Annotated in this window: 23 protein-coding genes, 1 other RNA gene and 3 pseudogenes; 21 read left to right on the top strand and 6 right to left on the bottom strand. The window is 58.2% G+C overall.

What is annotated here, in order from left to right; all coding sequences use genetic code 11:
* Window positions 1–8: 8 nt before the first annotated feature.
* Window positions 9–878 (top strand): MBL fold metallo-hydrolase, encoded by an 870-nt coding sequence (locus GDA65_03685; protein ID MBA5861803.1) that lies wholly within the window; start codon window positions 9–11, stop codon window positions 876–878.
* Between the two features lie 9 nt (window positions 879–887).
* On the opposite strand, the gene GDA65_03690 is transcribed toward GDA65_03685, so the two are convergent.
* Complete coding sequence (locus GDA65_03690; protein MBA5861804.1) at window positions 888–1,802, bottom strand: LysR family transcriptional regulator; 915 nt, start codon at window positions 1,800–1,802, stop codon at window positions 888–890.
* 126 nt (window positions 1,803–1,928) lie between these two features.
* Between GDA65_03690 and GDA65_03695 the strand changes: the two genes are divergently transcribed.
* The 7 genes and pseudogenes from GDA65_03695 to GDA65_03725 all read left to right on the top strand — a co-directional run bounded on the left by GDA65_03695 (window position 1,929) and on the right by GDA65_03725 (window position 7,671).
* On the top strand, window positions 1,929–2,135 hold the full coding sequence (locus GDA65_03695) for a hypothetical protein (GenBank protein MBA5861805.1): 207 nt from the start codon (window positions 1,929–1,931) through the stop codon (window positions 2,133–2,135).
* A 44-nt stretch (window positions 2,136–2,179) separates the two neighbouring features.
* Window positions 2,180–3,256, top strand: coding sequence for a c-type cytochrome (locus GDA65_03700; protein MBA5861806.1), 1,077 nt, complete (start codon window positions 2,180–2,182; stop codon window positions 3,254–3,256).
* Window positions 3,257–3,400: 144 nt separating this feature from the next.
* Complete coding sequence (locus tag GDA65_03705) at window positions 3,401–5,026, top strand: hypothetical protein (GenBank protein MBA5861807.1); 1,626 nt, start codon at window positions 3,401–3,403, stop codon at window positions 5,024–5,026.
* A gap of 20 nt (window positions 5,027–5,046) precedes the next feature.
* Window positions 5,047–5,985 (top strand): sulfurtransferase, encoded by a 939-nt coding sequence (locus tag GDA65_03710; GenBank protein ID MBA5861808.1) that lies wholly within the window; start codon window positions 5,047–5,049, stop codon window positions 5,983–5,985.
* Window positions 5,986–6,028: 43 nt separating this feature from the next.
* Window positions 6,029–6,649, top strand: a complete 621-nt coding sequence (locus GDA65_03715; protein ID MBA5861809.1) for a hypothetical protein — start codon at window positions 6,029–6,031, stop codon at window positions 6,647–6,649.
* A gap of 87 nt (window positions 6,650–6,736) precedes the next feature.
* Window positions 6,737–6,963 (top strand): annotated as a pseudogene (locus GDA65_03720) (sulfurtransferase).
* A 171-nt stretch (window positions 6,964–7,134) separates the two neighbouring features.
* Window positions 7,135–7,671 carry a hypothetical protein gene (locus GDA65_03725; GenBank protein ID MBA5861810.1) on the top strand — a complete coding sequence of 179 codons (537 nt, stop codon included), beginning with the start codon at window positions 7,135–7,137 and terminating at the stop codon, window positions 7,669–7,671.
* A gap of 69 nt (window positions 7,672–7,740) precedes the next feature.
* Here GDA65_03725 and GDA65_03730 read toward each other — a convergent pair whose 3' ends face one another.
* Complete coding sequence (locus GDA65_03730) at window positions 7,741–8,775, bottom strand: DUF4325 domain-containing protein (protein MBA5861811.1); 1,035 nt, start codon at window positions 8,773–8,775, stop codon at window positions 7,741–7,743.
* Between the two features lie 341 nt (window positions 8,776–9,116).
* On the opposite strand from GDA65_03730, the gene ssrA reads away from it, so the two are divergent.
* Window positions 9,117–9,467: a transfer-messenger RNA gene (gene ssrA, locus GDA65_03735) on the top strand.
* Between the two features lie 93 nt (window positions 9,468–9,560).
* Here ssrA and GDA65_03740 read toward each other — a convergent pair.
* Window positions 9,561–9,773 (bottom strand): annotated as a pseudogene (locus GDA65_03740) (hypothetical protein).
* Window positions 9,774–9,792: 19 nt separating this feature from the next.
* On the opposite strand from GDA65_03740, the gene tmpT reads away from it, so the two are divergent.
* The 4 genes and pseudogenes from tmpT (at window position 9,793) to GDA65_03760 (ending at window position 11,908) form a co-directional block, all read left to right on the top strand.
* Complete coding sequence (gene tmpT, locus GDA65_03745; protein ID MBA5861812.1) at window positions 9,793–10,437, top strand: thiopurine S-methyltransferase; 645 nt, start codon at window positions 9,793–9,795, stop codon at window positions 10,435–10,437.
* 2 nt (window positions 10,438–10,439) lie between these two features.
* Window positions 10,440–10,640, top strand: a pseudogene (locus GDA65_03750) (MFS transporter).
* 138 nt (window positions 10,641–10,778) lie between these two features.
* The gene (locus tag GDA65_03755) at window positions 10,779–11,342 is read left to right on the top strand and encodes a DUF1794 domain-containing protein (GenBank protein ID MBA5861813.1); all 564 of its coding nucleotides are present in this window, start codon (window positions 10,779–10,781) and stop codon (window positions 11,340–11,342) included.
* Window positions 11,343–11,497: 155 nt separating this feature from the next.
* Window positions 11,498–11,908: a hypothetical protein gene (locus GDA65_03760; protein ID MBA5861814.1), complete on the top strand. Its 411-nt coding sequence runs from the start codon at window positions 11,498–11,500 to the stop codon at window positions 11,906–11,908.
* Between the two features lie 141 nt (window positions 11,909–12,049).
* Here the strand turns inward: GDA65_03760 and GDA65_03765 are convergent, their stop codons facing one another.
* Window positions 12,050–13,846, bottom strand: a complete 1,797-nt coding sequence (locus GDA65_03765; GenBank protein MBA5861815.1) for a glycoside hydrolase family 15 protein — start codon at window positions 13,844–13,846, stop codon at window positions 12,050–12,052.
* A 38-nt stretch (window positions 13,847–13,884) separates the two neighbouring features.
* Here GDA65_03765 and GDA65_03770 point away from each other — a divergent pair, with 38 nt between their 5' ends.
* A complete protein-coding gene (locus GDA65_03770; GenBank protein ID MBA5861816.1) occupies window positions 13,885–16,116 on the top strand; it encodes a trehalose-6-phosphate synthase in 2,232 nt (743 codons plus the stop codon).
* 8 nt (window positions 16,117–16,124) lie between these two features.
* Window positions 16,125–16,898 (top strand): trehalose-phosphatase, encoded by a 774-nt coding sequence (otsB, locus tag GDA65_03775; GenBank protein MBA5861817.1) that lies wholly within the window; start codon window positions 16,125–16,127, stop codon window positions 16,896–16,898.
* A 192-nt stretch (window positions 16,899–17,090) separates the two neighbouring features.
* Here the strand turns inward: otsB and GDA65_03780 are convergent, their stop codons facing one another.
* Window positions 17,091–17,576 carry an Appr-1-p processing protein gene (locus GDA65_03780; protein ID MBA5861818.1) on the bottom strand — a complete coding sequence of 162 codons (486 nt, stop codon included), beginning with the start codon at window positions 17,574–17,576 and terminating at the stop codon, window positions 17,091–17,093.
* A 182-nt stretch (window positions 17,577–17,758) separates the two neighbouring features.
* Here GDA65_03780 and GDA65_03785 point away from each other — a divergent pair, with 182 nt between their 5' ends.
* The 3 genes from GDA65_03785 (at window position 17,759) to GDA65_03795 (ending at window position 20,288) form a co-directional block, all read left to right on the top strand.
* Complete coding sequence (locus GDA65_03785) at window positions 17,759–18,577, top strand: polyphosphate kinase 2 family protein (protein MBA5861819.1); 819 nt, start codon at window positions 17,759–17,761, stop codon at window positions 18,575–18,577.
* A 96-nt stretch (window positions 18,578–18,673) separates the two neighbouring features.
* The gene (locus tag GDA65_03790) at window positions 18,674–19,552 is read left to right on the top strand and encodes a DUF4412 domain-containing protein (GenBank protein MBA5861820.1); all 879 of its coding nucleotides are present in this window, start codon (window positions 18,674–18,676) and stop codon (window positions 19,550–19,552) included.
* Window positions 19,553–19,556: 4 nt separating this feature from the next.
* Window positions 19,557–20,288, top strand: coding sequence for a DUF4412 domain-containing protein (locus tag GDA65_03795; GenBank protein MBA5861821.1), 732 nt, complete (start codon window positions 19,557–19,559; stop codon window positions 20,286–20,288).
* A gap of 1,250 nt (window positions 20,289–21,538) precedes the next feature.
* Here GDA65_03795 and GDA65_03800 read toward each other — a convergent pair.
* The gene (locus GDA65_03800; protein ID MBA5861822.1) at window positions 21,539–22,327 is read right to left on the bottom strand and encodes a glycerophosphoryl diester phosphodiesterase; all 789 of its coding nucleotides are present in this window, start codon (window positions 22,325–22,327) and stop codon (window positions 21,539–21,541) included.
* Window positions 22,328–22,586: 259 nt separating this feature from the next.
* On the opposite strand from GDA65_03800, the gene GDA65_03805 reads away from it, so the two are divergent.
* The 3 genes from GDA65_03805 to GDA65_03815 are packed head-to-tail and all read left to right on the top strand — an operon-like array spanning window position 22,587 to window position 26,536.
* Window positions 22,587–23,333, top strand: coding sequence for a hypothetical protein (locus tag GDA65_03805; GenBank protein ID MBA5861823.1), 747 nt, complete (start codon window positions 22,587–22,589; stop codon window positions 23,331–23,333).
* Between the two features lie 27 nt (window positions 23,334–23,360).
* The gene (locus tag GDA65_03810) at window positions 23,361–24,905 is read left to right on the top strand and encodes a TIR domain-containing protein (protein MBA5861824.1); all 1,545 of its coding nucleotides are present in this window, start codon (window positions 23,361–23,363) and stop codon (window positions 24,903–24,905) included.
* A complete protein-coding gene (locus GDA65_03815) occupies window positions 24,806–26,536 on the top strand; it encodes an SUMF1/EgtB/PvdO family nonheme iron enzyme (protein MBA5861825.1) in 1,731 nt (576 codons plus the stop codon). Before GDA65_03810 ends, GDA65_03815 begins: the two co-directional genes overlap by 100 nt.
* Window positions 26,537–26,539 lie beyond the last annotated feature (3 nt).

Below are 26,539 nucleotides of genomic sequence, written 5' to 3' on the forward strand. Positions count from 1 at the left end.
AGGCTCCCATGGCCAATAAGAGCAAACGATTGGATGTAAACGTCGCGGGCAATTTCTATGTCGATGCCACCTGCATCAATTGCGATGCCTGCCGCCAGCTGGCCCCTTCCAGCTTCGAGGAGGTCGGAGACTACTCTGCCGTCCTGCATCAACCGGTCAGCGACCAGGAGACCAGGGAGGCCTACCGCGCCCTCCTCGCCTGCCCGACCGGTTCGATCGGAACTGAACAGAGCGACAACATCCTGCTACAGGCGGCCAAGGCCGACTTCCCGCTACCAGTCGAAGGTGATGTGTACTATTGCGGGTTCAATTCAGAAACGTCCTTTGGCGCGAACAGCTTCTTTGTACAGCATCCGGAGGGGAACTGGTTGATCGATTCGCCGCGGTATCTCAAATCGCTGGTCGAGGCCTTCGACCGGATGGGAGGCGTTGCGCAGATCTTCCTGACGCATGAAGACGACGTGGCTGATGCTGCTCGATACGCGCAGCGATTCGGAGCGAAACGAATCATTCATCGCGAAGATGCGCATGCGATGCCCGATGCAGAAGTGATCATCGATGGTGGGCATGCCCAATCCTATGGCGACCTGTTTCACATCATTCCCGTCCCCGGCCATACCGCAGGCAGCCTCTGTCTACTGTACCGGAACCGGTTCTTGTTTACGGGGGATCACCTCTGGTGGGAGCCGGAGACCAACGAGTTGGCCTCTCCGCGGCAATTGGTCTGGGACTCGGAGGCGTTGCGTCGATCCATTGAAACCCTGGCAGCCTACCCGTTCGAATGGGTGCTGGCCGGTCATGGAGGGCGGATACACTTGTCTCAACACGCGATGCGTGCAGCGCTCGACGATTTGCTCCTTCGCAGACAACGAGTTTGACGCTGACGCTCAGGCCGTTGCGGAGATCGGCTCCAGTCCCGGGATCTTTACCATCCCCACCGCATCCTGAATCGCCGTCATGACGGCCGGCCTCGCAAATCCTTTGCGCCAAGCCAGGGCGATGCGCCGCTCGGGCACCGGTTTCGTGAACTTCAACACGGCCAGCCTCTTGTTCAGATGTCGGCTGGTGACGGCGCTGCAGGGCATCACAGTAATGCCGAGCCCTGACGCGACCATCTGCCGAATCGTCTCCAGCGAATTCCCCTGCAACCCTTCCGAATCCGATCGGCTTAGTTCCGGACAGGCCTCCAGCACTTGGTGCCTGAAACAATGACCTGCATGGGGCAGCAGGACGCGTTCACTGGTCATGGCCGAGGGATCGATTGTCCCCTTTTTTGCCAGCCGATGATCCGCGGGTACGACGGCCTTGAACGGTTCATCATACAGGGGCTGCACCAGGATGCCCGGCTCCTCAAACGGCAGGGCGATCATGATGACGTCCAGTTTTCCGCTCTTCAACATGGCCGTCAGATTCACCGTTAAATTCTCCTCGATCTCCAGCGGCATCTCCGGCGCCCGCTTGTGGAGCAGGGGTACGAGGTCGGGTAGCAGATACGGGCCTACCGTCGCAATGGCGCCGAGCCGCAACGCTCCTACCAGCTGATTCTTGCCCTGGGCCGCGAGCAGTTTGATGTGATCCACTTCCTCAAGCACCCGCTGAGCCTGGTGCACGATCTGTTCTCCCAGTGGCGTGAGCACCGCCTGATTTCTGCGCCGCTCAAAGATCGCCACGCCCAATTCACCCTCCAACTTCTTGATGGCCAGACTCAATGCCGGTTGCGTCACGAAAGTTCGCTCGGCCGCCCGGCCAAAATGCCGTTCCTGCGCAAGGGCGACAATGTATTGCAGCTCGGTGAGCGTCATGGACCGGAAAGCCTCAATGATAAGCTTATCTAATCGTCTGGTAATACACTATCAATTGGACTGATGATTCCGCAACCGGTATCGTGCCGTCAATCAGATCGTAACCATGCAACAAGGAGGCGACGTATGCGACAGGTCGTAGCCCTCATAGGGATCGGGTGTTTCATGGTCCCGTTGCAGGGATGTGCTGCGCCGGCAAAACACGCCGGTCATGAGACGGTGACTTTTGCGGAAGACCAAGGCAGGGCTCTGCCAGATGACGCATTCGCCAAGAAGGTCGGACAACACCTAGATCGACAGGACCGGCCCGGTACGACGTTGATGTTTCGATGATCACTGTGTGACTCGCATCGAAAGGGAAAGGAGAAGGAGGAGCCATGGGAACGAGAAGGATGAGATGGGTCGCGGGGATGGCGGCAAGTGTCATGGTCGGGGCGATGGGCCTGGCGGCCACGAAAGTCATGGGTGATTCGTCTGCGCCGCCCCCTGGAGGTTCTATCGTGATCACGCAGACGGTGCCGCTGGGATTGGAGGATCCTGCGGCCTACATTCCTGCCGATAATCCGCAGACAGCCAAGAAGATCGAGCTGGGGCGAATTCTGTTTTTTGATAAGCGGCTGTCCAAGACCAACACCGTGGCCTGCGCGAACTGCCACATGCCTGGATTAGCGTTCACCGACGGACAGGCCGTCTCTATGGGAATCAATCGACTGCAGGGTGGTCGCAGCGCCCCCACAGCCATCAACCGCGTCTATAGCAAGGTGCAATTTTGGGATGGGCGCGCCCAGACTCTGGAAGAACAATCGACGGGGCCGTTTATCAATCCGGTGGAACATGGCTTTCTCGACTATGATGAAATGACGGCGAAGCTGAAAAAGTTGAGCGGCTATCGCAAGCTGTTCCAGGAAGTGTTTCACGACGAGATTACGGAGCCGAACATCGGCAAGGCGATCGCGAGTTTCCAGCGGACGCTGGTCTCTGGCAATAGTCCTGCCGACCGGTTTGACGTCGGCGGCGATGAGCAAGCTTTGAGCGATTCGGCCAAGCGAGGCCTCGAATTGTTCCGCGGCAAAGCCCGCTGCACGCGTTGCCACTCCGGCTTCAACTTCTCAGACGAGAAATTTCACAATCTCGGCATCGGCTGGGATACCAACAGCGTGGACTTGGGGCGCTACATGGTGACCAAGAATCCCGAAGACATCGGAGCCTTCAAGACGCCGACCTTGCGGGAAATTTCGCGCACCGCGCCGTACATGCACGACGGACGATTCGGAACGCTGGAGGAGGTGGTGGCCTTCTATAACCGGGGAGGAATTCCTAATCCACATCAGGACAATACGATCATTCCGCTTGAACTCACTGAATCGGAACAGCAGGAGGTGGCGGCCTTCTTGCGATCCCTGAACGGCGAAGGCTGGCAGCAGGTGACGGCGCCTATCCAGTTCCCCCAGTAACGGAGGCGTCCGGGATGAGAAGGGCCCCGGTCTTCAGACCCCGGTCCTTCTCGTCGGACGACTGAGCCTGCTTGCAAATGCCTATCCGGTACGGGTAACAGAGAGGATGATCATGAACTCTGTGCCGTTGCCGGTACCCTTGTGATGATGACTGCCGTTTCCCGCTGGATCGACCGCAATATCCTGGAACTCGCCCGCGACTTCCAACTGTCCTATTTGCCCCCGCTCATGGTCTACATGGCTGCGGGTATTTCCGGGCTCACCGGCATCGTCGGCACATTCTTTGTGAAAGATTATCTGGGCTTGTCCGCCGCCTTTCTTGCGGCATTGGGATTTTGGGCCGGCATTCCCTGGGCGCTCAAAATGCCGTTCGGACATCTGGTTGATCTGCTGTGGCGATGGAAGAGCCTGCTCGTGTATGCCGGCGCGGGAGTGATTACCGCCAGTCTGTTGATCATGGTCGGTTTGATCGGTCATCGCGAGGCCATGATCGCCGTCATGCCGGCTGAAGTCTGGTACGTGCTGAGCGCGCTTCTGGCCCCGATCGGGTATGTGATTCAGGACACGGTCGCCGATGCCATGACGGTTGAGGCTGTTCCGAGGGTCGATGAGCGAGGCCTCCCTATCGACGAAGCCAGGCTGAAGCTGATGCACACGACCATGCAGACGCTGGGACGTGTGGCCATCATCAGCGGTGGGATTGTGGTGGCGCTCATCAATCTGTACCTGTTCATGGGTGTCGAGAATCTGCCGAAGGAACAAGTCGCGGAAATTTATCAGCAAGTCTATCTCCTGGCCCTGACCATACCGGCCGTATCGGTGCTCGGCGTGATTACCGCGTCGATTCTCCGCCTGCGAGCCAAACGGCGGTTTCTCAGCCAGGGCATGACCTCCGCCCAGGTTGCCGCGTTGCTGGATAGGCCAGCAGAACCGACCCAGCCTAATTGGTGGATTCTCGGAGGCAGCCTGCTGTTCGTCTTGTTTACCCTGACCGTGGGAATGGCGGATTTTCCGTTCAATGAAGAAATCGTCTTCGCGGGATCGATGGCCATCGTGTCGGTCTTGATGGTCCGCCTGACTCGCGAACTGGCTCCCGACGCCAGGCATGTGCTCGTCGGCACGGCGTTGGTGGTGTTCGTGTTTCGTGCGGTGCCGGGGCCCGGCGAAGGCGCGACCTGGTGGATGATCGACAAGCTGAAATTCGATCAGCAGTTTCTGTCGGTGTTGTCGCTCATCGGCAGCGCGTTGACGCTCGCGGGCATGTTTCTCTTTCGCCGGTTTATGGCGGAACGGTCTATTGCCTATGTCGTCGGGTTTTTGACGGTGGCAGCCTTTCTCCTCGGGCTTCCCATTGTCAGCATGTATTACGGACTTCACGAATGGACCGCGGCGCTGACCGGCGGCGTGGTGGATGCGCGCTTCATCGCATTGATCAATACCGCGCTGGAATCGCCGCTGGGACAAATCTCCATGATTCCCATGTTGGCCTGGATTGCGAACTCTGCGCCGGCTAATCTCAAGGCCACCTATTTTGCCGTGATGGCCTCCTTTACCAATCTTGCGTTGTCGCTCAGCCAGCTCGGGACGAAATATCTGAACGAGCTGTTTGTGGTGACTCGGGAGGTACGGGATCCGGTCACCAACGCGATTCAGACGCCCGACGATTACGGTCAGTTGGGAATGTTGCTGATCGTGCAAGCGGTGTTAGGTCTGGCGCTCCCCTTCGCGGCCATTCTCTTTGCGCGGTTCTCGCGTTTCCGGAGTGCCTGAGCGGGAGGACATCATCGGCTATGAATCCGTTTGACTTCTTGGCCGAGCATGGTTCGTCGGTGCTGTTCTGGGTGATCTTCGTCGAGCAGATTGGCTTCCCCCTTCCCGCCATTCCGCTCCTTGTTGCCGCTGGCGCTCTGGTTGGGGCTGGAAAAATGAGCCTTGCCACGGCCTTGTTGGTACCGGTTACCGCCTCTCTTCCACCGGACCTCGCCTGGTATTACCTGGGTCGTCGCAAGGGCGGAAAAGTGCTGGGGTTTCTCTGCCGCCTGTCGCTGGAACCGGATTCCTGCGTGCGGGATACGGAGACTGTGTTTCACCGGAACGGGCCTCGCGGATTGCTGCTGGCCAAATTCATCCCGGGTTTGAGCACCGTGGCGCCGCCGCTGGCTGGTATTGTCGGCATGCCTGCGGCGATGTTTGTCGTGTACGATATCGCCGGCACCTTGATCTGGGCGGCGGTCAGCGCCGGAGTTGGCGCGTTGTTCAGCGATCAGTTGGAACAGCTCGCCGGGCTGTTCGACCAGGCCGGCGGCCTGATGCTCGTCATCCTTCTCCTGGGTTTCGCCGGATTTCTCGCCTACAAGTTCTATCACCGGCAGAGGTTTTTGCGACATCTGCGCATGGCGAAAATTTCCGTGGATGAGCTCAAGCGGCGTATGGACGCCGGGGAGGCCATCAGTGTGGTTGATGTCCGGCATCCGCTGTCACTCGACCGTGATTCCGAGAGCATCCCGGGATCCATCAACTTTACCTTGGAAGAGATCGAGCATCGACATCACGAAATCCCGCGCGACCGCGATATCGTGCTGTACTGCGCCTGTCCGAACGAAGTCTCCAGCGCCAGAACGGCATTTTTGCTCAAGAAAAAGGGCATTCACCGGGTGCGGCCGCTGGAAGGAGGGCTGAATGCCTGGCGGGAACGCAACTTCCCCGTGGAGCGAAGGATGCATACCTGATCGGGTGAGTGAGTTCGTGGACTGTTCCGGCGAGGAAAGGGCGATGCCTATGGCAAGGCCGATGATTTCAGTGATCGCCGCAGGAGTGCTGCTCTGTGGCTGGGTGGAAGCAGGCGCATGGAGAGACTGGAAGACAGGCGCAGATGTAACCGGTATCCGGCAGGTGAAAAGTGCGTCGCGTCAGAAGACTGCAGGCGTGAAGTACAAGGTCGTCGGTGTGTTTCAGCGGGAGAAACAGTTTATCGGCGGCTCTGCCGTGGCCGATGTCACCGAGCAGGTAGAATTCGAATTTTTCTGGCCGCTGGAAGAAGGGGCGCAGCCCAAGGTGCTGCCGAATATTCCGACGAAAGTGGACAACCTTCGTGATGGTTCGGCGGTCTGCCCGGCGCCGGTGCTTAAGGGTACTTATGAACACTTCGATCTCAAGAGCATTACGGTGATCGGAACGATGTTCGGTTTGATCGGAGAGCGGAGAACCCCGGACATGGATGAATATGCCGGCGGAGGCGGCTGCAAGGGCACACGTCCCGTTCAGGGGCAGGTTCGCGAGGAGCAGGTACTGGTGACACTCCCGCCGGAGTTCCTCGCGGGTCAGTTATCGAAGGGGCAGGTCTTTACGCAACAGGACCAGGGATGGACCTGGACCTTTACGCCGATTCCGTGAGTTTCGAGGGGAAAGCCTAGGCTGCTCGTCCACATCGTGTCTCATCTGGTAGCTACTTGCTGTGGAACGCGCTTCTGGGACCATTTTGGTTCGATTGACTTCACAATGGAACAGGTGAATATGGCCATCAGGAGATTCCTCGCGATCGCGACATTGTGCTCTACTGCACCTGCCCGAATGAAGTCTCTAGCGCCAGGACGGCGTTTCTGTTGAATAAGACGGGCATCCATCGTGTGCGCCCGCTCGAAGGCGGGCTCGATGCCTGGGGAGAACGGCAGTATTCGGTGGAGCGCTGGGCAAGTAAAGGAATGTAAAGAAAATCAGCCAGTTCGGACCATTAGCATGCCAACCAGGATTCGTGACCCGGCGAAATGCTGAGCAAGAGAGTAGCCCGGTTGAGATTCTACTACTACCGCCTTGACGTTTACCACTAAACTCATTTATAAAATAAACCACTATATACAGCAGTTAATATGGAGGTAAGTATGCATGAAGTAGCGCTTCCTGAAGACTTGTTTGTTCGTTTGCAAAAACTAGCGGTGCCGCTTGTTGATAAGCCAGCCGATATCATTGAAAGACTTGTTAGCCATTACGAGAAGACGGGATCAGAAATATCAAAAGTCGATGAGAGAGTCGGTGCATCCACTGGTAGCAAACCAAGTTCGTTAGTTCGAGAAGCCAAAATTGCGGGACGGATTCCTCGTGAAAGAGGGGTGACGATTGAGATTGATGGTCATGTGATTCGGGCGGTTTCAGTTAAAGAGATGTATCAGGAGACGCTGAAGTATTTGCTAGACAAGGGATACTCCAAGCGCATTAAGGACCTCGTACCGTATAGCACGAGTGGCGTTCGTTATCTCATTGCTGATCGTCCCGTTCACCAGAAGGGCAATGGTTTCCGTGAACCAATCAAATGTGGTGGGTACTTTATGGAGGCTCACAAGGGCTATAAGACGGCTGTCAAGGATTTGAGCCGGTTTATCGAGAAAATGGGGCTAACGCTTAAGTATCTGGGTGCCTAGGTTGAATCAGAACGATGTAGGACACAACTGCCTGGCATCCCCTTGACCTGTGCGGTATTTTTTGCACCGTCAGTGCGACGAATTTTCGCGAGGAGTAGTGGGGCGGACATGATTGATCATGGCCAGGACGGCGGGGCTCGCGTGCTCGGGGTGGATGACGATGCCGGGGTGGCGATCAGCAAACACACGGAATACTTCATCGGCAAAACCTTGTCCCACGGATCGTACGTCACGAAAATCAAGGCGGATTTCTCTGAACTTCTCCAGATTGGCCAGCAAACGTTTCGCCTCCGACCGAGAGACATAATCACGCCGGAGTAGTTTCACGAACACCCTTGTTTTCTCGAACTGGAAGTCGTATTCCGCAGGGGCAAATTCGCCGAACACCTCCTCCAGTTTATGCTTGGCACTGCGGTGTACTGTGAAGTGGATGGTCGTTCCGGTCACATATCGTTGCTGGGACACGAAGACATCCTGCTTGGCGCGCTTCCACTCGATCTGAATGCGATGAGAGCGTATGGTAAAGTCATCACCGGCGCGGGAGGTAAAAAAGATTCCCTCCCCCGCATGGGCCTCGGGCATGGTGGTGGTTTTCCCTTTGAGGAGTTCGACCAGGGCCGTTTCTTCGTCCGGCAGATGGTGCTTGCTCGCGATTGAATGAAACACGCCGACACCGGCGTCGCGGATGTCGAAGCCGACCAAGCTCGGTGTCAGTGTAAAACGTATGGAGCAACGTTCCGCTTGTGAGTGATCGATCGCATTGTTCAGCATTTCCGTGAACGCATACCGAGCAATGGCCACCACATTCGGTCTCAGCACTCGCTCAAGACTCAGTTGAGCCGTAAGTTGCCTCCATACTCGATCCTCGTCGCAGTCCTGAATGGGAAGCTGGCGCGTGATCGTGATCGGCTTCTCGGCCTTTCCGGATACGCTATAGCGGGCTCCCCGTGTGGTTCCTGATCGGACGATCTGATGCGTTTCGAGCAGGCTTCGAAGATGCAGACTCATGGCCTGTCGACTGAGGCTGAGGTATTCGCGGAGTTCTCCTCCCGTGGCCGAGGATCTTCGTGAGAGAAACACCAGAATCTTTTGCTTGGTGTTCACTGGGGGACGGTGTCACATTGTCAATGTATTGTCAACGTACGGTTTATGAAATTGTCAATCTGTGTTGTGCGGGAACTGATGTCGGGTCATCGTGCGACCGGGGACCGGGACGAAATCCAATCAGCTGGCATCCCCTTGACCCGTGCGGTATGATGAGCATCTAGGACAAGAGCAGATGGCGTATAGCCAACGGCCGAGTCAGGGAGACCTTGAGGATGTTCAAAAAGGTCTTCTGGCAAGGCCGCAGCGATGCGAAGGTCCGAGGCGTACATGTCCCGTACGTCGAGGAGCGGAGTGAGTGAGAACGCAGTCAGAAGACCTTTTTCAACATCCGATCGAAAGGGGGCGACCGGTTTCGACGGGGATATTGACGCCATCGTCGCATGTCGAGATCTCGGGAACTCGTAAAATTCCGGGAAAAACGCAACTGCCAACCAAGAACTGGCACTCGCAGCCTAATTTAGGCTGAGACGTCGTTCCATCTGAGGCCCGCGGGGGTGGAATGGCGCGATGCAGCGGGCTGGTCCCACGCCGGTGCTCAGCGGCGGGGGGCGAGACAATACTGGGCTAGCGGCGATTCTAAGCCGGCCGATAGGCGTGGGTCGCTGCGAAGCTTAAAGAATCGGCTACACATGTAGACGCGATGTGCCGACGATCTTCGGACAGGGGTTCAACTCCCCTCGCCTCCACCAAACACCGCTCGCTCGTCCCGGAGCCACTTCAATGGTTCCGGGCGACGGGAGATACTCCCCCAGTGGTTTGTTTTCGATGCGCTGGCGGATCATTCATGAAGGGCTCGGAGACTCTCCGAGCCCTTTTGTATTTCTCGGGCGCGCAAGGCGGACGCGGTGCCGCGTGCAGACCTCTCGAACGCAGCCGCGTAACCAGCGATGCGCGCGATCGCCGTCCAACCGCGGATGCCAGAGCAGGGACACCGTACACTCCGGCGTCGAAACCGAAAGGGCAAAACTCACCATCTCGATCCGCAAGATGCCGGTATCAGAAAGGGCGCAAAGCATGGAAGCAAAGTTTTGGCATGACCGGTGGGCCAGCAATGAAATCGGCTTTCACAAGAGTGAAGCGAACCCGTTGTTGGTGAAATATCTCGACGAGCTGTCTCTTGCGAAAGGCAGCCGTATATTCCTGCCGCTCTGCGGCAAGACGCTCGATATTGGGTGGTTGTTGTCCTGTGGCTACCGAGTGGCCGGGGCGGAATTGAGCGCGGTGGCTATGAAGCAATTGTTCGCGGAACTCGGCGTGATGCCGACCATCACGAAGGTCGGCGCACTCGATCATTACCGTGCTCGGCAGCTCGATATCTTCGTGGGCGACATCTTCAAGGTCACGCCTGAGCTGCTGGGTCTGGTCGATGCCATCTATGACCGGGCGGCCTTGGTCGCCCTGCCCGAGGCGATGCGTGTTCGATACGCCGAGCATCTCATGACGTTGACTGGGCAGGCGCCACAACTGCTCATCTCCTTTGAGTACGACCAACAAGCGATGGAAGGTCCGCCCTTCTCGGTCAGTGAAGCGGAAGTCCGACAGCACTATGGAGAGCGGTATGACATCACCCTGCTAACCAGCCTCGATGTTCCAGGCGGCCTCAAAGGACGTTGCCCGGCCACGGAACGGGTGTACGTGCTGGCGAAAGGAAGGCGTTAGCTGTGGAACAGAAGCGGATCCTGTCAGTTCGTTGGATCCTCTCGGCCCTCTTGTTGTCCGCGCTGCTATCCTCGATCTCGAATGGGACGAGCATTGCGAACGTGAGCTTGCCGACCTTGGCGCAGGCGTATCTCCTGGCCATTACGACGCTGGTGGTCAGTGTCGGACGGCTCGGCGACATCACGGGGCGTCGGCGGCTGCTGTGCTTCCGGCTCTGGTGTATCCCTCGGGTTCACCTCTTCCCATTTGAAAGGCTACCGCCGCTCTGCTACAAGAGCACCCGCCAGAGCCGCTGGGCCACAGCCTGAGCGGTAATAGGCTAAACCAGGAGGATCGGAGAAATGGGTGACGATTTGCTTCAGTATCTTGGTCCGTTGGCGGCATTGGCCGGTGTGTGGGAGGGCGATAAGGGCGACGATGTGGCGCCGTCGGATGATCGCGGCACGGAATGCAACAAGTTCCGTGAGCGGATGACGTTCGAACCGTTCGGCCCCGTCAATAATCATGAACAGCAGCTCTACGGGCTTCGTTATGCGACCGTGGCCTGGCGCTTGGGCGAGGACGCGCCGTTTCACGAAGAGACCGGTTACTGGCTCTGGGATGCGGCGGCGAAGCAGGTGTTGCGTTGTTTCATTGTTCCGCGAGGTGTCACGGTGCTCGCCGGTGGAACCGTGGAGCCGGACGCCACGTCGTTTCAGATTTCGGCGGAGGCCGGATCGGATACGTATGGCATCTGTTCAAATAAGTTTCTGGATCGGGAGTTCAAGACCGTCCGGTATGAACTCGCGGTGACCGTGCACGGCCCGGACAGTTTCAGCTACCACGAAGACACGCAACTGAAGATGATGGGGCGGAACGACCTGTTCCACCACACCGACGCCAATCGGGTCACACGAGTCAAATAACGCAGATAGGCTTCCACGCGAAAATACTGAGTCCCAAGCTTGTAAGTGAGCTCGGGGAACGTGGTAGAGTAACTGGGGAGATTCGAAAGAGTAAGAGCAGACCGCTCAGATTCTGAGAGTCTGAAGTACAATCGTTTTCAGGAAGGAGGCGCGATATGCGAAGAACGTGGGTGGCGGTGGTGGGATTGATGTTGGTCACGGGTTGCGCAGGGTTGCCGCAAACCTCAAGAACGGCGCTCATTCATGAAGTCAAATTTGAAAACAGTCTGACGCCGGCGGATCTGACCGTGCACGTCGGTGACGAAATCCGTTGGGTGAACCACCGGACGCTCCCTGTGCTCATTGATATCCCCGGCCTGAATGCAGAGATGTTGTCCTGCGATCGGGGTTTCTCGGGCACGATGGGAGGGGTGAATGAGTTGAAAGAATTAGAGCCGAGCAAAAGCGCAAGCTTGTGCTTTAGCAAGCCGATTGTCATTAGCTACAACGCGCGCATGCGATCGGCCGATCCGGGCGGTATGAAGATCGAGCCGGGCACCATCCGGGTCGTCGGCCCTGCCCAATAGTCTGCGCTTACACGGCTGACGCCGAGTTACGCTCCTCTTCGCCCCGGGGCTTGTCGCACGGCTCCGGGGTGCGAGATCCTCAGACCAAAGATTTCGATTGTGCCGGGCCGAGGCGCCCATCAGGTTGCACAGGCATGGGTGTCAGAGGACTGTCGTCCAGGAAGGACTGACGGCGAAGGCGGCATTGATCAGGCCGACATGGGAATAGGCTTGGGGAAAATTGCCGAGCTGGGTGCGAGTCTCCGGAACGAAATGTTCGGAGAAGAGCCCGAGATGGTTCGCGCCGGTGAGAACCTGCGCCATGATCTGTTGCGCCTCTGCCATCCGCCCGAGCCGTGCCAGGCCTTGCACGACCCAGAATGAGCAAATGACGAAGCTGGATTGCGGCCGTCCGAAATCATCAGTCCGAAGATAGCGAAAATAAAACCCGGTTTCTTTGCCGCCGTTCTGCACGGCTAATGCGCGTGCGATGCTCTGCATCGTCGATTCGCACACATCCCGATTGGGAAACCCGAGGATCGCCGCTTGCGCCAGGGAGGCATCGTAGGTGTCGTCTTTGGGGCCGTTGCGGAGCGAGCCGTCTTTGGTCGCGTTCAGCAACGCCTGCGCGGCGCGCGCCCTGGCGGCATCCAAATCGAGCGTCAACGACGGCAAAAATCCCGCCTTGTGCATGCGGTGCGCCCGGTCGAGCCCCGCCCAGCACATCAGGTTCGAAAACGAATGTTCCTGCCACCCGTTGCGAATCTCCCACAGCCCTGCGTCCGGTTGGGCAATGGTGCGATCGCAGAGTCGGGCCAGGTTGGCCACGAGTTGTTCCTGGTCTTTGGTCCGCAGATCGTAGAAACGATTATCGGAGAAGATCGGGGTCAGCGCGAGGACCAGTTCGCCGTAGACATCGTTTTGGATATGTTCGGCGGCCTGATTATGGTTGCGCACCGGCGCGCTGCCGCAGAAGCCGGCCCAGTTCCGGTGTTCGGTTTCCGGCAGCGGGAGATCCTGGCTGAGCGTATAGACCGGCGCCAGCCGTTCCCGAGAATGTTCATGGGTGTAGGCGATATTGAGGAGAAATTTGAGAAACCCTTCCATCTCTTCGAAGTGCCCGAGATTGTGGAAGGCGGTCAGAGAGAAATAGGCGTCGCGCAGCCAGCAATAGCGATAGTCCCAGTTCCGCGGACCGCCCGGCTCCTCGGGGAGGCTGGTGGTCAAGGCCGCGAGGATGGCGCCGGTGTCTTCATAGCAGTGAAGTTTCAGGGCCAGGGCGGATCGGATGACTTCTTCCTGGTGCAGCACCGGAATCGAACAATGCTTCACCCACATGCGCCAGTAGCGGGTCGTCTGGTCCAGGAATTCATGGCTGACTTTGGCGAGGTCGTCCTCGATGCCCAGGCCCCAGGTCAGGGCGAAATAGGTCTTCTCGGTCAAGGCGAAGGGGCGCTCTTCGTAAAGATATGTCAGGGGCATGTTGGTCAGGAGTCTGAGGTATTCCCCGCGGATGTCGTATCGGACATGGCTGTTGCCGCGCATGCCGCGCGCATACTCTTTCCCCCACCCCGCGATCGGTCGACAGCTGACGCGGATGGAGGGCGTGCCCGCCAGCGGTTCCACGATGCGAAAGAGCGCTGCGGGGCGGTAGAGACGGCCGTACTGTTCGAATCGGGGACAGAAATCCGTGATTCTGAAGGTGTCGCTGTTGGCCGTGGAGACCTCCGTCACCAGGATGTTCGTATTGGGCAGGTAGCGCTGCGTTGTCTTGACTTGAGCGGAGCTGGTAGGGCTTGATATGGAGAAATGCCCACCTTCTGGATCCAGCATTCGTCCGAAGACCGGATCACTGTCCGGTCTGGGCAGGCAGAGCCAGTCCACTGACCCGCTTTCATGGATGTGCGCGGAGACGTGGCAGTTGCCGATCAGTCCGTAGGGGTACATGCCCCAGACCATAAGAGATTTTGATTTCAAAGTAAACTGCGGGAGAAAAAATGAGACTATCCCTCCGGTTTATCCTGCCCCTGTTGCTGGTCCTTGGCGTCGTGGCCTACAGCGTGGTGCCATTAGTGGATTCCCTCACGCTGAAGTGGTTCACGCGCGACCTGGAAAGCCGGTCTAAGTTGCTGGCCAGCACGATGGAAGTGCCGCTGGCCGATCTCGTGGCTTCCCGCTCGCGCACGAAGATTTTTGCCTACTTCCATAAAGTGATTCAGGATGAACGGTTGTATGCGCTGGGTTTCTGCGATACGCAGCAGCGCCTCCTCTACCAGACGCTGACCTACCCGGATCAATTGTCCTGCGAAAGCCTGGCTCACCTGGCGCCCGGTTCCTCGGAAGTGGTGGATTTCGCGCAGGGCCCTCTGCACGTGGTGGTGGCGACGATACAGTCGGCCGGCAAGGTTCAGGGCCGTTTGATGCTGATTCACGATATGAGTTTTGCGCACCAGCGCAGCACCGACACCAAGTGGTATATCTTCTATTTGTTCGTCGGCCTGGCCGGAGTGATTTCGGCCGTTACCGTGCTTGTGGCGCAACTCAGTTGGCGAGGATGGGTGGCCGGTGTCAGGGCCATACTGACCAACACCGGGTTGCCGGTCGAAGCCCATCATGCCCATTCGCCGGAACTGCATCCGGTGGCGCAGGATCTCCATGCCCTGGTGCGGGAATTAGAAGCCGACCGCCGGATGCGCGATGAAAGCCAGATCACCTGGAGTCCTGCCAGCCTGAAGACGATTCTCCATGAACATTTGTCGGGCGATGAGATTCTCATCGTGTCGAATCGACAACCCTACATCCACAACCGGCGGGGACAAAAAGTCGAGGTGCAGGTGCCTGCCAGTGGGTTGGTCTCAGCCCTTGAGCCGGTGATGCGAGCCTGCTCGGGCGTGTGGATCGCTCACGGGAACGGATCTGCCGACAAGGAGGTGGTGGACAGCCGGGATCATGTTCGGGTGCCGCCCGACCATCCGTCGTACGATATTCGCCGGATTTGGCTGTCGCCGGATGAGGAATCCGGGTTTTACTATGGCTTCTCCAACGAAGGGCTCTGGCCACTGTGCCACAATGCGCATGTGCGCCCCACGTTTCGAACCTCAGACTGGGAGCAATATGTCGCGGTCAACGAGCGGTTCGCCGCGGCGGTGGTCGAAGAGGCCAAGACCGATGATCCGGTCATCCTTGTGCAGGACTACCATTTCGCGCTGCTGCCGAAGATGGTCCGGGAGAAATTGCCGAACGCCACGATCATCATGTTCTGGCATATTCCCTGGCCCAATTCGGAGAGCTACGGCATTTGCCCCTGGCGTCAGGAAATTCTGGAGGGATTGCTCGGCAGCAGCATTGTCGGATTCCATACCCGTGAACATGGCAACCATTTCCTGGCCTGTATCGATCGCAATCTTGAGGCGCGTATTGATCGCGACAGCTCCACGGTGTCGTATGGAGGCCGGCTCACGGCCGTGAAGCCCTACCCGATTTCCATCGAGTGGCCGTCGCGTTGGTTGGAGAATCAACGGCCGGTGCCGGACTGCCGGGTGCATATTCGCGAGCGTCATGCGATGGGGCCTGACCGGCTGGTAGGAATCGGTGTCGATCGATTGGACTACACGAAGGGCATCATGGAGCGGTTTCTTGCCGTCGAACGATTGTTTGAGCTGCAGCCGGAATGGGTCGGCAAGTTTTCCTTCGTCCAGATCGCGGCGCCGAGCCGGACCATCATCGATCAGTACCAACATTTTCACGATCAGGTCTATGCACTGGCTGAGCGCATCAATAAGCGCTTTGGCCGTGAGGGATATGAACCGATCGTGTTGAAAGTGAAACATCACGAGCCGCCGGATGTCTATGAGTACTACCGGGCGTCCGAGCTCTGTTTTGTGACCAGCTTGCATGACGGCATGAACCTGGTGGCGAAAGAGTTCATCGCGGCGCGTGACGACGAGCAGGGAGTGCTGATCCTGAGCCAGTTCACGGGAGCCGCGCAGGAATTGCCCGAGGCGCTGGTGGTCAATCCGTACGATATCGACCAGTGTGCGGCGGCGTTGCACATGGCGTTGTCGATGACGCCGAAGGAACAGCGCGCGCGCATGCGGAGCATGCGTGGATTGATCCAGGAATTTAATGTGTACCGGTGGGCGGGACGCATGCTTATGGATGCGGCCAGGATGCGCCGTCGCATTCGCGTGATGAAGCAAGTGGGGCAAGCCTCGGGACAGGGGCGGTAGTCACGCCGATGCAAGACATCCTCAACGCTACAGGGAAGCGTCTTCTTGACCGGCTGGCTAGCCAGGGGGGCTCCCTGTTCGCCTTCGATTTTGACGGCACGCTGGCGCGCATCGTTCAGGATCGGCATATTGCCGGTCTGACGGAATCCGCGCGCCAGGCGCTGCATGCCTTGGCCGTCGTCGCGCCGACAGCGATCATTTCCGGACGTTCCCTTGCAGACCTCAGTCCCCGCGTGAAGGGAGTGTCTGCCCATCTCATTGGCAATCATGGTCTGGAAGGCTTGCACGCGTCGGAACGCGTGATGCAGCAGGCGCAGGACTGTTGTCGCGCGTGGTTGAAGGCCGTGACCACAGATGATCGAGACCTGACGCGGGCCGGCGTGGTGGTGGAAGATAAGGTGTATTCCCTGACCTTTCACTATCGGCAGGTCTGTTCGCCGGCGGCCGCGCGGGAGGCGATTTTTCATGCCGTGTCTACGCTGCTCCCGGCGCCCCGCCTGGTCATGGGAAAAGCCGTGGTGAATGCCATTCCCTCCGGCAATCTGCACAAGGGGACGGCCATGCTGGAGCTGATGCATCAACTCCGGACATCCGCAGCCCTCTATGTCGGAGATGACGATACGGATGAGGATGTCTTTTCACTGCCGGACGAGCGGATCGTGTCGGTGCGTGTGGGGAAAAAGGCGGCGACCGCCGCGCAATGGTACCTCACGCGGCAGTCGCAGATCGGGCAGTTGCTGCGGTATATCACTGAGGCGCGCGCCCGGGCGGTATCGGCCTAACCGGGTGTTGAAAAAGTCCGCCAGCTGCGTTCTCGCATCGTTCAGAGGCTCAACCTACGATCAGAGTACGCTTCCCTCTTCGCTCGCTGCGGCCTTGCTGGACGGCCTTTTTGACCACCTGCAAGCGCTTCTCGTGGTCTCGCGATCTCAAGCACGGCTGCGTAGCTGTCGAAATTGTTTTTCAACAGCCTGCTAGGCTTCTTGCGCCGCGACCCCTTTCTTGTACAGTCCATACACGTAGACGGGAATATGAAGCTCTGTCAGGGCCTGTTGGAGCAAGGGATACACGTGCTCCCATTCCAGCCCGCCCACTCCCGTGGCCAGACGAGGCAGCGCCAGGCTCTTCACCTGATGTGCCTGCAGTTCCTTTTTCAGCGCCTGCAGCGCATGATTGACGTTGGGCAGGGTGGCCTTGCCGGGACGGTCGTGGTCACTGGCCGGCGGCTCCTGCGTAAAGAGATTGATAATGACGGGAGAGTTCGGGCCTTTCCACGACCAGGCGCCGCCTGGTTTGGGATTGTAGGTCTGGCAGTAATGGCGAAAATCTTTGTACATGCCCGGCCACTGCTCGCGAAGCGACAAGGCCAAGCCCTGCTTGAAATTGTCATGTGGAGCAACACCGTGCGCGATCGCGCCGGCAGTGGATAACAGAATGTCTCCGCTTACTTCCTTGAGCATGACCGCTGCCTCCTTGATAGAGTAAAAGCACTGTGTATCACATAAGGCTGCGCCCTCCTCAATCAATGGAGCGGCAGAAAGAAATTTTTGCGTGCCGGGGAATGCGACGTGTTTGATCGCCGATTGAATTGCCTGGTCAGCGGTTCCGGCTGTTGCGGGAGAATTTTTGCGGGAGGTACGACATGAATAGGTATCGCATCAAGCCACGTTGCCGTCCGGCCCTCAAACGGTTCGATCCCGACGACACCGGGTCCTACAAAAAGAATGAGGCCGGGAAAGCTAACGCCAAATCTGCGACGGCCGGCCTCATCGCGAAGCTCGATCAGTTGCAGGAACGCCTCTACGCCAACCGTACGCGGGCATTGCTGATCATCCTGCAAGGCATGGACACGAGCGGAAAGGACGGCACGATCAAGCATGTCATGTCCGGCGTGAACCCGCAGGGATGCCGCGTGGCCTCCTTTAAGGCGCCGACCGAAAAGGAACTTGAGCAGGATTTTCTGTGGCGGATCCACCAGGAAGTGCCGCCCAAGGGGTACATCGGAATTTTCAACCGGTCTCAGTATGAAGACGTGTTGATCACGCGGGTGCACGGTCTGGTCTCGAAGAGCGTCGTCACCCGGCGATTCAATCAGATCAATGAATTCGAAGAGCTCTTGGTCGAAGACGGCACGGCGATTATCAAATTGTTCCTGCACATTTCCAAAGACGAGCAAAAGGAGCGTCTCACTGAACGCATCTGTGACCCCGAGAAGCGCTGGAAATTCAGCGAGGGTGATCTGGAAGAGCGGAAACTCTGGGACGGCTACATGACGGCGTTCGAAGATGTCATGGCTGCGACCAGCACTGAGCGGGCTCCCTGGTACATTGTGCCTGCGAATCGCAAATGGTATCGGAATCTGGTTGTCGCGGAGCTCGTGGTGCAGGCGCTCAGTGCGATGAATCTGTCGACTCCTCCGGCTCCCAGAGGGGTGAATTTTGATGAACTGACTATTGACTGATGCCGGTATGCCCAGAAGTCATCTGGCATCGCCGGTAGACCTCGGCTACACTGAAACGCCTGAGTCGTGGGGTGCCCTTAACCAGGAGCGTTGAGTATGCGAATGAAACCGGCTCTTTTCGTTGGTCTGGTCCTGAGCCTGACGTCCCTTCCCGCTCGCGCAGGAGATTTTGAAGGCGTGCTCCATATGAAAACCAGCCATGTGGAGACCGGTGCCTCAAGCACCATGGATTGGTATCTCAAAGGCGACAGGGGGCGTGTGGAAATGTCGCGGACGGATGGCCAGATGCAGGTCATGCTATTTGACGGCAAGACCAGGACCATGCAGATGGCGATGCCGGGACAGAAATCGTATATGGAAATCAGTCTCGAGGGAGAGCGCGGTGAGCCCCTCAAGGAAGCCCTTGAAGGGCAACGCGTTGAACGCACCGGCAAGACCGACAGCATTGCGGGGTATCGCTGTGAGGTATGGCGGATCACTGACAAGGAGCAGCATCGCGTGAAGAGCGATCTCTGCGTGGCAAAAGGATTCGGGAAGGCCGCCACGTTCTGGATCGATCCGAAGGTAGCGCGGCGATCCTCCCAGCCCGGTTGGGTCAAGCAGCTGGTTGAAGAAGGCGGCTTCGGTCTTCGGAGCATCCACTATGATGCGGCGGGTAAGGAATCCATTCGCATGGAAGTGACGGGCATCGACAAGAAAAATCTGGACTCGAGCCTGTTCGCCTTTCCCGCCGACTGGGCGAAGCAAGACCTGTCGGGTATGCAGGAGCGGCTGAAGGCCATGCGAGAGCGGAAGAGGGAAGGCGGGGCGGATGTCTCGAAGATGATCGAGGACATGAAGACGCGCAAAGCTGCGCGAGGCAAGAGCGCCGAGGCTCCCGGAGGCGACGAGCCGCCGCCGGATCTGAAAGAGCTGATGAAGCAGTTGGGCGAGGCAATGAAGAAACAGCAGCCGCCATCGCAGGGCGGACAATAGTCCGATGCGTCTGTGTCGAAAAGGGCGGAACGTGCGTGCTGTCATGGCGGGCCTGTTGGGAGGCCTGCTGCTGGCCGGCATCGCCACGGCGGGCGATTTCGAGGGCATCATTGTCTTGAGCGAAACGAGCGAAGGGACGACCGTTCAGCGGCGATGGTTCCTGAAGGGCGACAGGCTGCGCTTTGAAGAAACCGGCCCGGATGCGGAGAACAACGCCATGATTTTCGACGCCAAGAAGAAAGTGATGTACAGCCTTCTGCACGACGAGCGGATGTATCTGGAGATTTCCACCGCAGAAAGTTCGAAGGGCGCGCCGGAGGCTATTGATGACATCGTGGTCATGAAGACCGGCGCTAGCGACAAAGCGGCTGGATATACGTGCGAGATCTATCGAACCAACGACAAGTCCGATGGCAGTACCGGCGAGGTCTGCATGGCGAGAGGGATCAGCAACGCCGCCCTGTCCGGAATGATGAGCGCGCAGGCGGGGGGTGCTTCGCTGCTCCCGGTCTGGATGCAGGAGATGTTTAAGGATGGAGGGTTCCCGATCAAGGGCGTGGACCGCAATGGCCAGGGAAAGGAAGAAGCGCGCTGGGAAGCCGTGACTATCGAAAAGAAACACCTCGAGGACAAATTGTTTGTCCCGCCCGCCGGCTATCACAAACAGGATATGACCGTCATCACGCCGGAGTCTGCCAGTGACCCGAAACCGGGTCCCTCCATGAGAGGACGGTAGGCGGCGCGCGATCCGATGAAGGATGGGGCTAGGCATTCCCCCTGTTGACAAGATTTTTCGAGGAGCGTAGATAGGATTTGCGGCCCGAATTTCCATTGTCCCGAGTGGAAGACCGGACAGACCGCGCGGCTGTCATCTAGATCTTCCACACATTCCCTAACCAGAGAGGAGGGTGGACGATGACCGATATTACGCCACCTGGCCTGTACGGCCTGTCGAGCTGAAGGCGTAAGTCTCGTCGGTTTGCCAACCGGTTCTCCATCACATATGCCACACGGCATTCCACGATGCGCAAAACGCGCGTCCAGGCTTCATGCCTCCGAGTGGAGAACGTGGTTGACCATTGTGAAGCGTCACAGGTCGGTGTGTCGGCTAGTCCGCCGGCGAGATGCTTCCGCCGTTGATCAACTCGGCTGGTCTCGGAAGGGCCGCGACATACACAGGGTGGTCGGCGTCCTAAGCGCCGCACGCGGGCTCCCGTTAGACACGGGGGCCCGTGTTGTATCGGGCGAAATGGACAGGTGGAATGAGGAAACATGACTAGGGCCAATTTTTCTGTTGACAGAGTTTTCTAAGGAGCGTAAGAGGGAAATCGTAAGTTTCGAGGGCTGTGTTAACCGTGACGAGGCGATGAACAGTGCGCGCCTGTTCGGGGGACCTCGCCACTCCTCAACCGGGGAGGTTCACGCATGGAAGAACTTACGCCGCCGGACTACAACGGCCCGCAGAGTTGAAGGCGGGCTGATCGTCGGTCGTGTTGACCGATCCTTCACTGGCTTGTGTCTCTTGACACTATCCGATCAAAGGATAATAGCCATTTCGAAAAGAAGGATTGAGGGCAAACACGAGGCACACCAGAATCCTGGGAAAAAACTTCCCCCGACGAACATCCTGTATCCTATCCTCTCAAACGGGTCTTGTGAGTCCAAACAACCTATTGTGACTGTAGGCGTCCCAAGCGCCGACCACGGGCGACCTCCCACCGTAGTGTAGGGTCGCCCGTGGCATTTTCATCCCTGATCGTGTTTGTTGGTCTGGCATCCCTTCCCTCGGCCTACACACCGACCCATCTACATCGAGTTTTCATGGTGCCGCGGAGATAGCCTAGATGTGTCCCCTTCATCCGGGTGGCGTCCGACGCGTTCTTCCGGATGGTGGTCGCTTGACGGAGGACAACGCGCCATGTCGGCGGTCTGCCGGTGGTCAACGAACGGCTGCGCCCGGTTTGTCACTGTCGGTCGATGGTGTGGTCAGATGCGGTCCGGAAAGTCTGACACAATTCCGTCTACGCCCAAGTCACACATGCGCCGGATATCCTTCGGATCGTTGACGGTATAGGCAAAGACCTGCCGACCGAGGTCGTGATAAGTCTGGAGCAGTGCGGGTGTGATCGTCGAATAGTGCAGTCCGACGTGAGAGGCATGAAGGGCAACCACCTCGGCAACGGGGTCCTGTGGGAGATGGCGATGGTGCAGCACCATGATCTGTGCTGCCGGATCAGCCTGTCGCACGCGATGGAGTTCCGCAATCAGAAACGAGGCATAGATGAGCGAATTGGAAAAGCCGACGCGTTTCACAATCGCGCAGGCCTCGTTGCCGATACCCTCTACTTTCAATTCGAGAATGACTCCGATGGCCCGTCCGGAGATATCCAGCGCTTCTTCTAGCGTGGGAATACGCTGCCAATTGCCCGCGTCCAGCCGTTGAACCTGCTCCAGCGACATCTCGGCGAGACTGCCGGATTTGTTGGTGGTGCGATCGATCGTCTCATCGTGCAGCAAGACGAGATGGCCGTCGCTGGTTTCGCGCAGGTCGATCTCAACGAAATCTGCGTGAAATGATCGAGCTTTCCAAATGGCGGCCAGAGTATTTTCAGGAGCGTGGCCGGCGGCTCCGCGATGACCGATGCGAAGGACGGAAGGGATAGCGACCTCGCGTGAGAAGGTCTGAAGCGATCTCCCCGCTGTACCCCACTGGGCTCGGGGAGGGGCTTTCTTTTCGAGCCGCACTTCCCTACCATATTTCGCGTATCTCTGCAAAGAGTTGTCAAGTAGCCTGGTTGTTGTGTGGCGTTGGCGAGGGAGGAAGACGGATGCCGACTCAGTTCAATCCGGATTATCCAACAAGATTGGGAGGCCGTGAGGGAGGCGCCGTGACGAGCGCTCTATTACCAGTATTTATTGAGCCTTCATATTGATCCTCCCCCCTCTTCCTAGATTTACTTAATCGCCTCGGTTACACTGTCGTCGGGTTCCGTACACCTCCTTCGATTCGTGGCCATACTCCGAAGCGTTTGCGATGACCGCTAAGCTCACGCAGAAACTCTTTGCGCTCCTGTTGCTCCTGGTGCCCCTGTCTCTATGGGCCGCATCGGACCTGGATTATCAAAATCGTGGAGATCGTTTCGAAGGCGTCAGGCCAAGGCCGGTCTCCGGCTACGATATCGAAGTCATCTCCGCCCTGGTGGATTATCACGAGCCGGCTGAGCAACTGCCCGACCAGCTTCGGGTCGCATTCTACCTCCAAGGTCAGGCTCCCGTTCATCTGACTGTCCGGGAACAGGATTACCGGCTGTACTATTGGCTCGACAGGGTGAAACCGGCGAAGGACTGGCAGGCCAAGTCGGTCAATGAGTTTACATGGCCGACCGGTGCGGTGTTGCGGCAGTTGGATCAGAAACTCAACCTGTACGAGTTGGGCGTGCTGATTCGCCTTCGAAAGGACACGCCTGCCTCGGTCGAGGACATTGCGCCGGCCATCCTTTACCATGCGCGGCCGCCCGAGAAGGTCGGCGGCTATCTCTTCACCATGAAGACCAACGGAGATGCGCGGCTTTCCTGCAAGGTCTATCGGGAAGGAGAACCGGCCGAACTCATGGCGCAAACCTTTCGCCGAAATCCCGGCGGCCGCCCGTTCACTGTCCGATGGGATGCGGGAGGCGCGCAGGAAGGGTACTATCGCCTGGTCTGTAACGGCTATTTTCTCGACACGAGCCAGCCCCTGCAGCAGACCGTGCGGTTCTTTCACAGGTCTGCGGTCCGATAGCGGGCGATGGACGCTTGATTACCGCCCATGAGCGACATCTTCATCAGCTATTCGAGCAAAGACCGTCCTTGGGTCGAACAGTTCGCCAAAACGCTGGGATCGTACGGCTGGTCCGTGTGGTGGGATCGCAACATTCCCACCGGGGGGTCGTTTAACGCAGTGATCAGACAGGAACTCAGAGCGGCCAAGTGCGCGATTGTCGTGTGGTCCAAACATTCTGTCGATTCTGAGTGGGTCCAAGCGGAAGCCGATGAGGCCAAGAAACAGGACAAGTACCTCCCCGTCAGGATCGATGAGAGTGAAATCCCGCTTGGCTTTACCCAGCGGACGTTTCAATCGCTTGTGGATTGGCAGGAGGGTGTCGATCACCCAGGATTTGCACAACTCCTCAAAGACATTGAACGGCTGGTTAAGAGTTCGCCACAGAGAATTGCAATTGGCTCCAAGTACTGGTGGCAGCGGGTCTCTCCCCTCTGGCTGGTGAGCCTGCCGCCTGTGCTGGCGGGAGTGATTGTGATCGGGCTCATGTTCTGGCCCATTGCCGCGCGGGTCCAGGTGGAGTTGACGACGGAGCGGGTGGAGTTTGAGGTTGGGGCGATGGAGCAAGGCAAGACGACCTTGGGCGAACTTGATGTCCGCTCGATCGCAATCGAGAAATTTGCCACTCTTACTTTTGAGCCGGAATCCGTCGAAGTGGCCGATCCGTCGCAATATCAGGTCAAGACCGATGACTTTCCTGCCGCAGCCTGGAAGACCCTCAGCGTCGCGAGTTCGAAAGTCATACTGGCTGCCAAGGACCAGACGCGACATCCGAGGATGACGGTGGAAGGACAGAACGGCGATGGTCAGGGGACCATCCACCTCGACTCCATGGTCGTGGCGGATGGAACGCGCGTCACGTTGGAAACACGCGGTGGCAAGAACGAGGGGCTGACGGTGAAAGTTGCGGGGCAGGAGAACATCAACCTGTCATTGCACGAGCCATTCAAGGTGATCGCGGACCATGTGGAGCTGCGAGGCGTTGCCGATCCCCTCTTTCAGAGGAATGACGAACTCACCTATCGAGTCACCTTGCCGGAACGGGCCCCCTGGATCGAGATCGTTGTGCAACCGGATGGTCTGGTTCTTTCGCCGACCCTCGCCTCCGGTCAATCCGCGACGCCGATCTTCAAGACGATCCCGGTCAGGACGTTGGACTTCACCAGACAGGATTCATCCGGTGAGCGGGTCAGTGCGCTGACCGGGCAAGGCACGATTACGTTTCCGGATTATCCGCATCTCGGGAGCGTCCCACTCAAAGTAGATGAAGCCATCGGCTTGGAGCGGCTGGACAAATTCACGATCGAGCGCGTCACCCTGCCTCCTGAAGGCAACGGAATGGCAGTGGTCGGCTATGGCATGGCCAAGCAGATCCGCACGAAAACGGGCCAGCTTCCGATTCAGCGGCACCGCCTCACCGCGTTCGACGCCCTGTGGCACAACGCGAGACTGGCGGTATTCTTCACGATCGTGGCTGCGGTCTTCACGACCAGCCTGGGCGCCTATCGACTCTGGAAGGAGTTCAAAAGGTGACGGTGCGAATCAGGTTCGTGGCCTACCTGATTGTGCTCCTTGGGGTGACCCAAGGTGACCTCGTCGGTGCTCAGAACATCGCGCAGCTGCAATCCGGCGTGGTCAAGATCACCGCCAAGCCACCGAGCGGAACGGCGAACATCGGCACCGGGTTTATCGTTCGGTTGGAAACCAATGTTGCCTATATCGTCACAGCGGCCCATGTGGTCGCCGGAGACGCACAGCCCAAAGTGGAGTTCTTCACTAAGCGAAACATGCCTGTGACGGCGGAGGTGCTGGGGTTGGAAGGCGACGATGAGGTGAGGGGCTTGGCCCTGCTGGTGGTGAGAGGAGCTGAAAATTTGCCGACTGGTGTCACAGCACTGGCTCTTGCAGGAGCCGCGCGCCTCTCGGGAGGAGAAGACATCCTCGTGATCGGATTCCCTCGCAATGCTGGCCCCTGGGCCTTGATCAAGGGCAATATCTCCTCGCGGCAAGGACGCGATATCTACTTTTCTCCCTCTGTTGATTCAGGCCATTCAGGAGGGCCGGTCTTTCAAGGCGGCAAAGTGGTCGCCGTGGTCGGCGCCGGGAGCCAGTCGGTTGGTCGCGGGATTACGGTAAGGAGCGCCCAGGATTATATCGAGGGATTTGGCATCACGGCGCAAGAAGGCACAGGCACAGCATCGGCAGGTGTCGAACCCTCGCCCCCGCCAACCACAACAGCCAAACTGGAACCGCGTCAAATGGGTCCAGATCGCGAGATCATCAGCAAGGATGGTGCGCCGATGGTGCTGATCCAGGCCGGAAGCTTCATGATGGGCAACACGAAGGACGAGGTGGATCGCGCGATTCGTGAGTGCGTCAAGGAACTCGAGAAGGATGAGAAGACTTGCGAAGGTTGGTACAACCCCGAACTGCCCCGGCATAAGGTCCAGGTGGATGCATTCTATCTCGATAAGCACGAGGTGACCAATCGGCTCTTTCAACAGTTCGTCCAAAAAACGGGCTATCGGACGACGGCTGAACAGGAAGGGAGTGCGCAAGCGTTCCTCGAAGGCAAGGGTTGGCAGGAGGTGAAGGGAGCGAACTGGCGTCAGCCGGAGGGAGGGCAGACGGTGTTTGTGTCCAACCGTGAGGAACACCCCGTTGTGTCCGTCTCGTGGGAGGATGGGGACGCCTACTGCCGATGGGCGAAGAAACGTCTGCCCACGGAGGCAGAGTTCGAATATGCCATGCGAGCAGGGACCACGACACGCTACTGGTGGGGGAACGGCAGTCCGGGCTCGCGACGGGTGGAGAATATCGCGGACGAAGCTGCCAAGAATTTGCTGAAGGCGATCATGATCGGCTACGACGATGGTTCTGTGCGCACCGCCCCAGTCGGGTCGTACGAGGCAAATCTGTGGGGCCTGCATGATATGAGCGGAAACGTGGCAGAATGGACAGCTGATTGGTATGCGGACGACTATTACGCCAAGAGCTCGGAGCGGAATCCAAAAGGGCCCTCAAGCGGCCAGTATCGCGTGATCCGTGGCGGGTCTTGGTACTTTGCACCACTCCTCGTACGCTCCGCTGGCCGGAACTGGCTTACTCCGGCGTACCGGGACGGCGGTATCGGGTTTCGGTGTGCCCAGGACGTTCTGAACTAACCC

This window comes from Nitrospira sp. CR1.1, assembly GCA_014055465.1.
GTDB lineage: Bacteria > Nitrospirota > Nitrospiria > Nitrospirales > Nitrospiraceae > Nitrospira_A.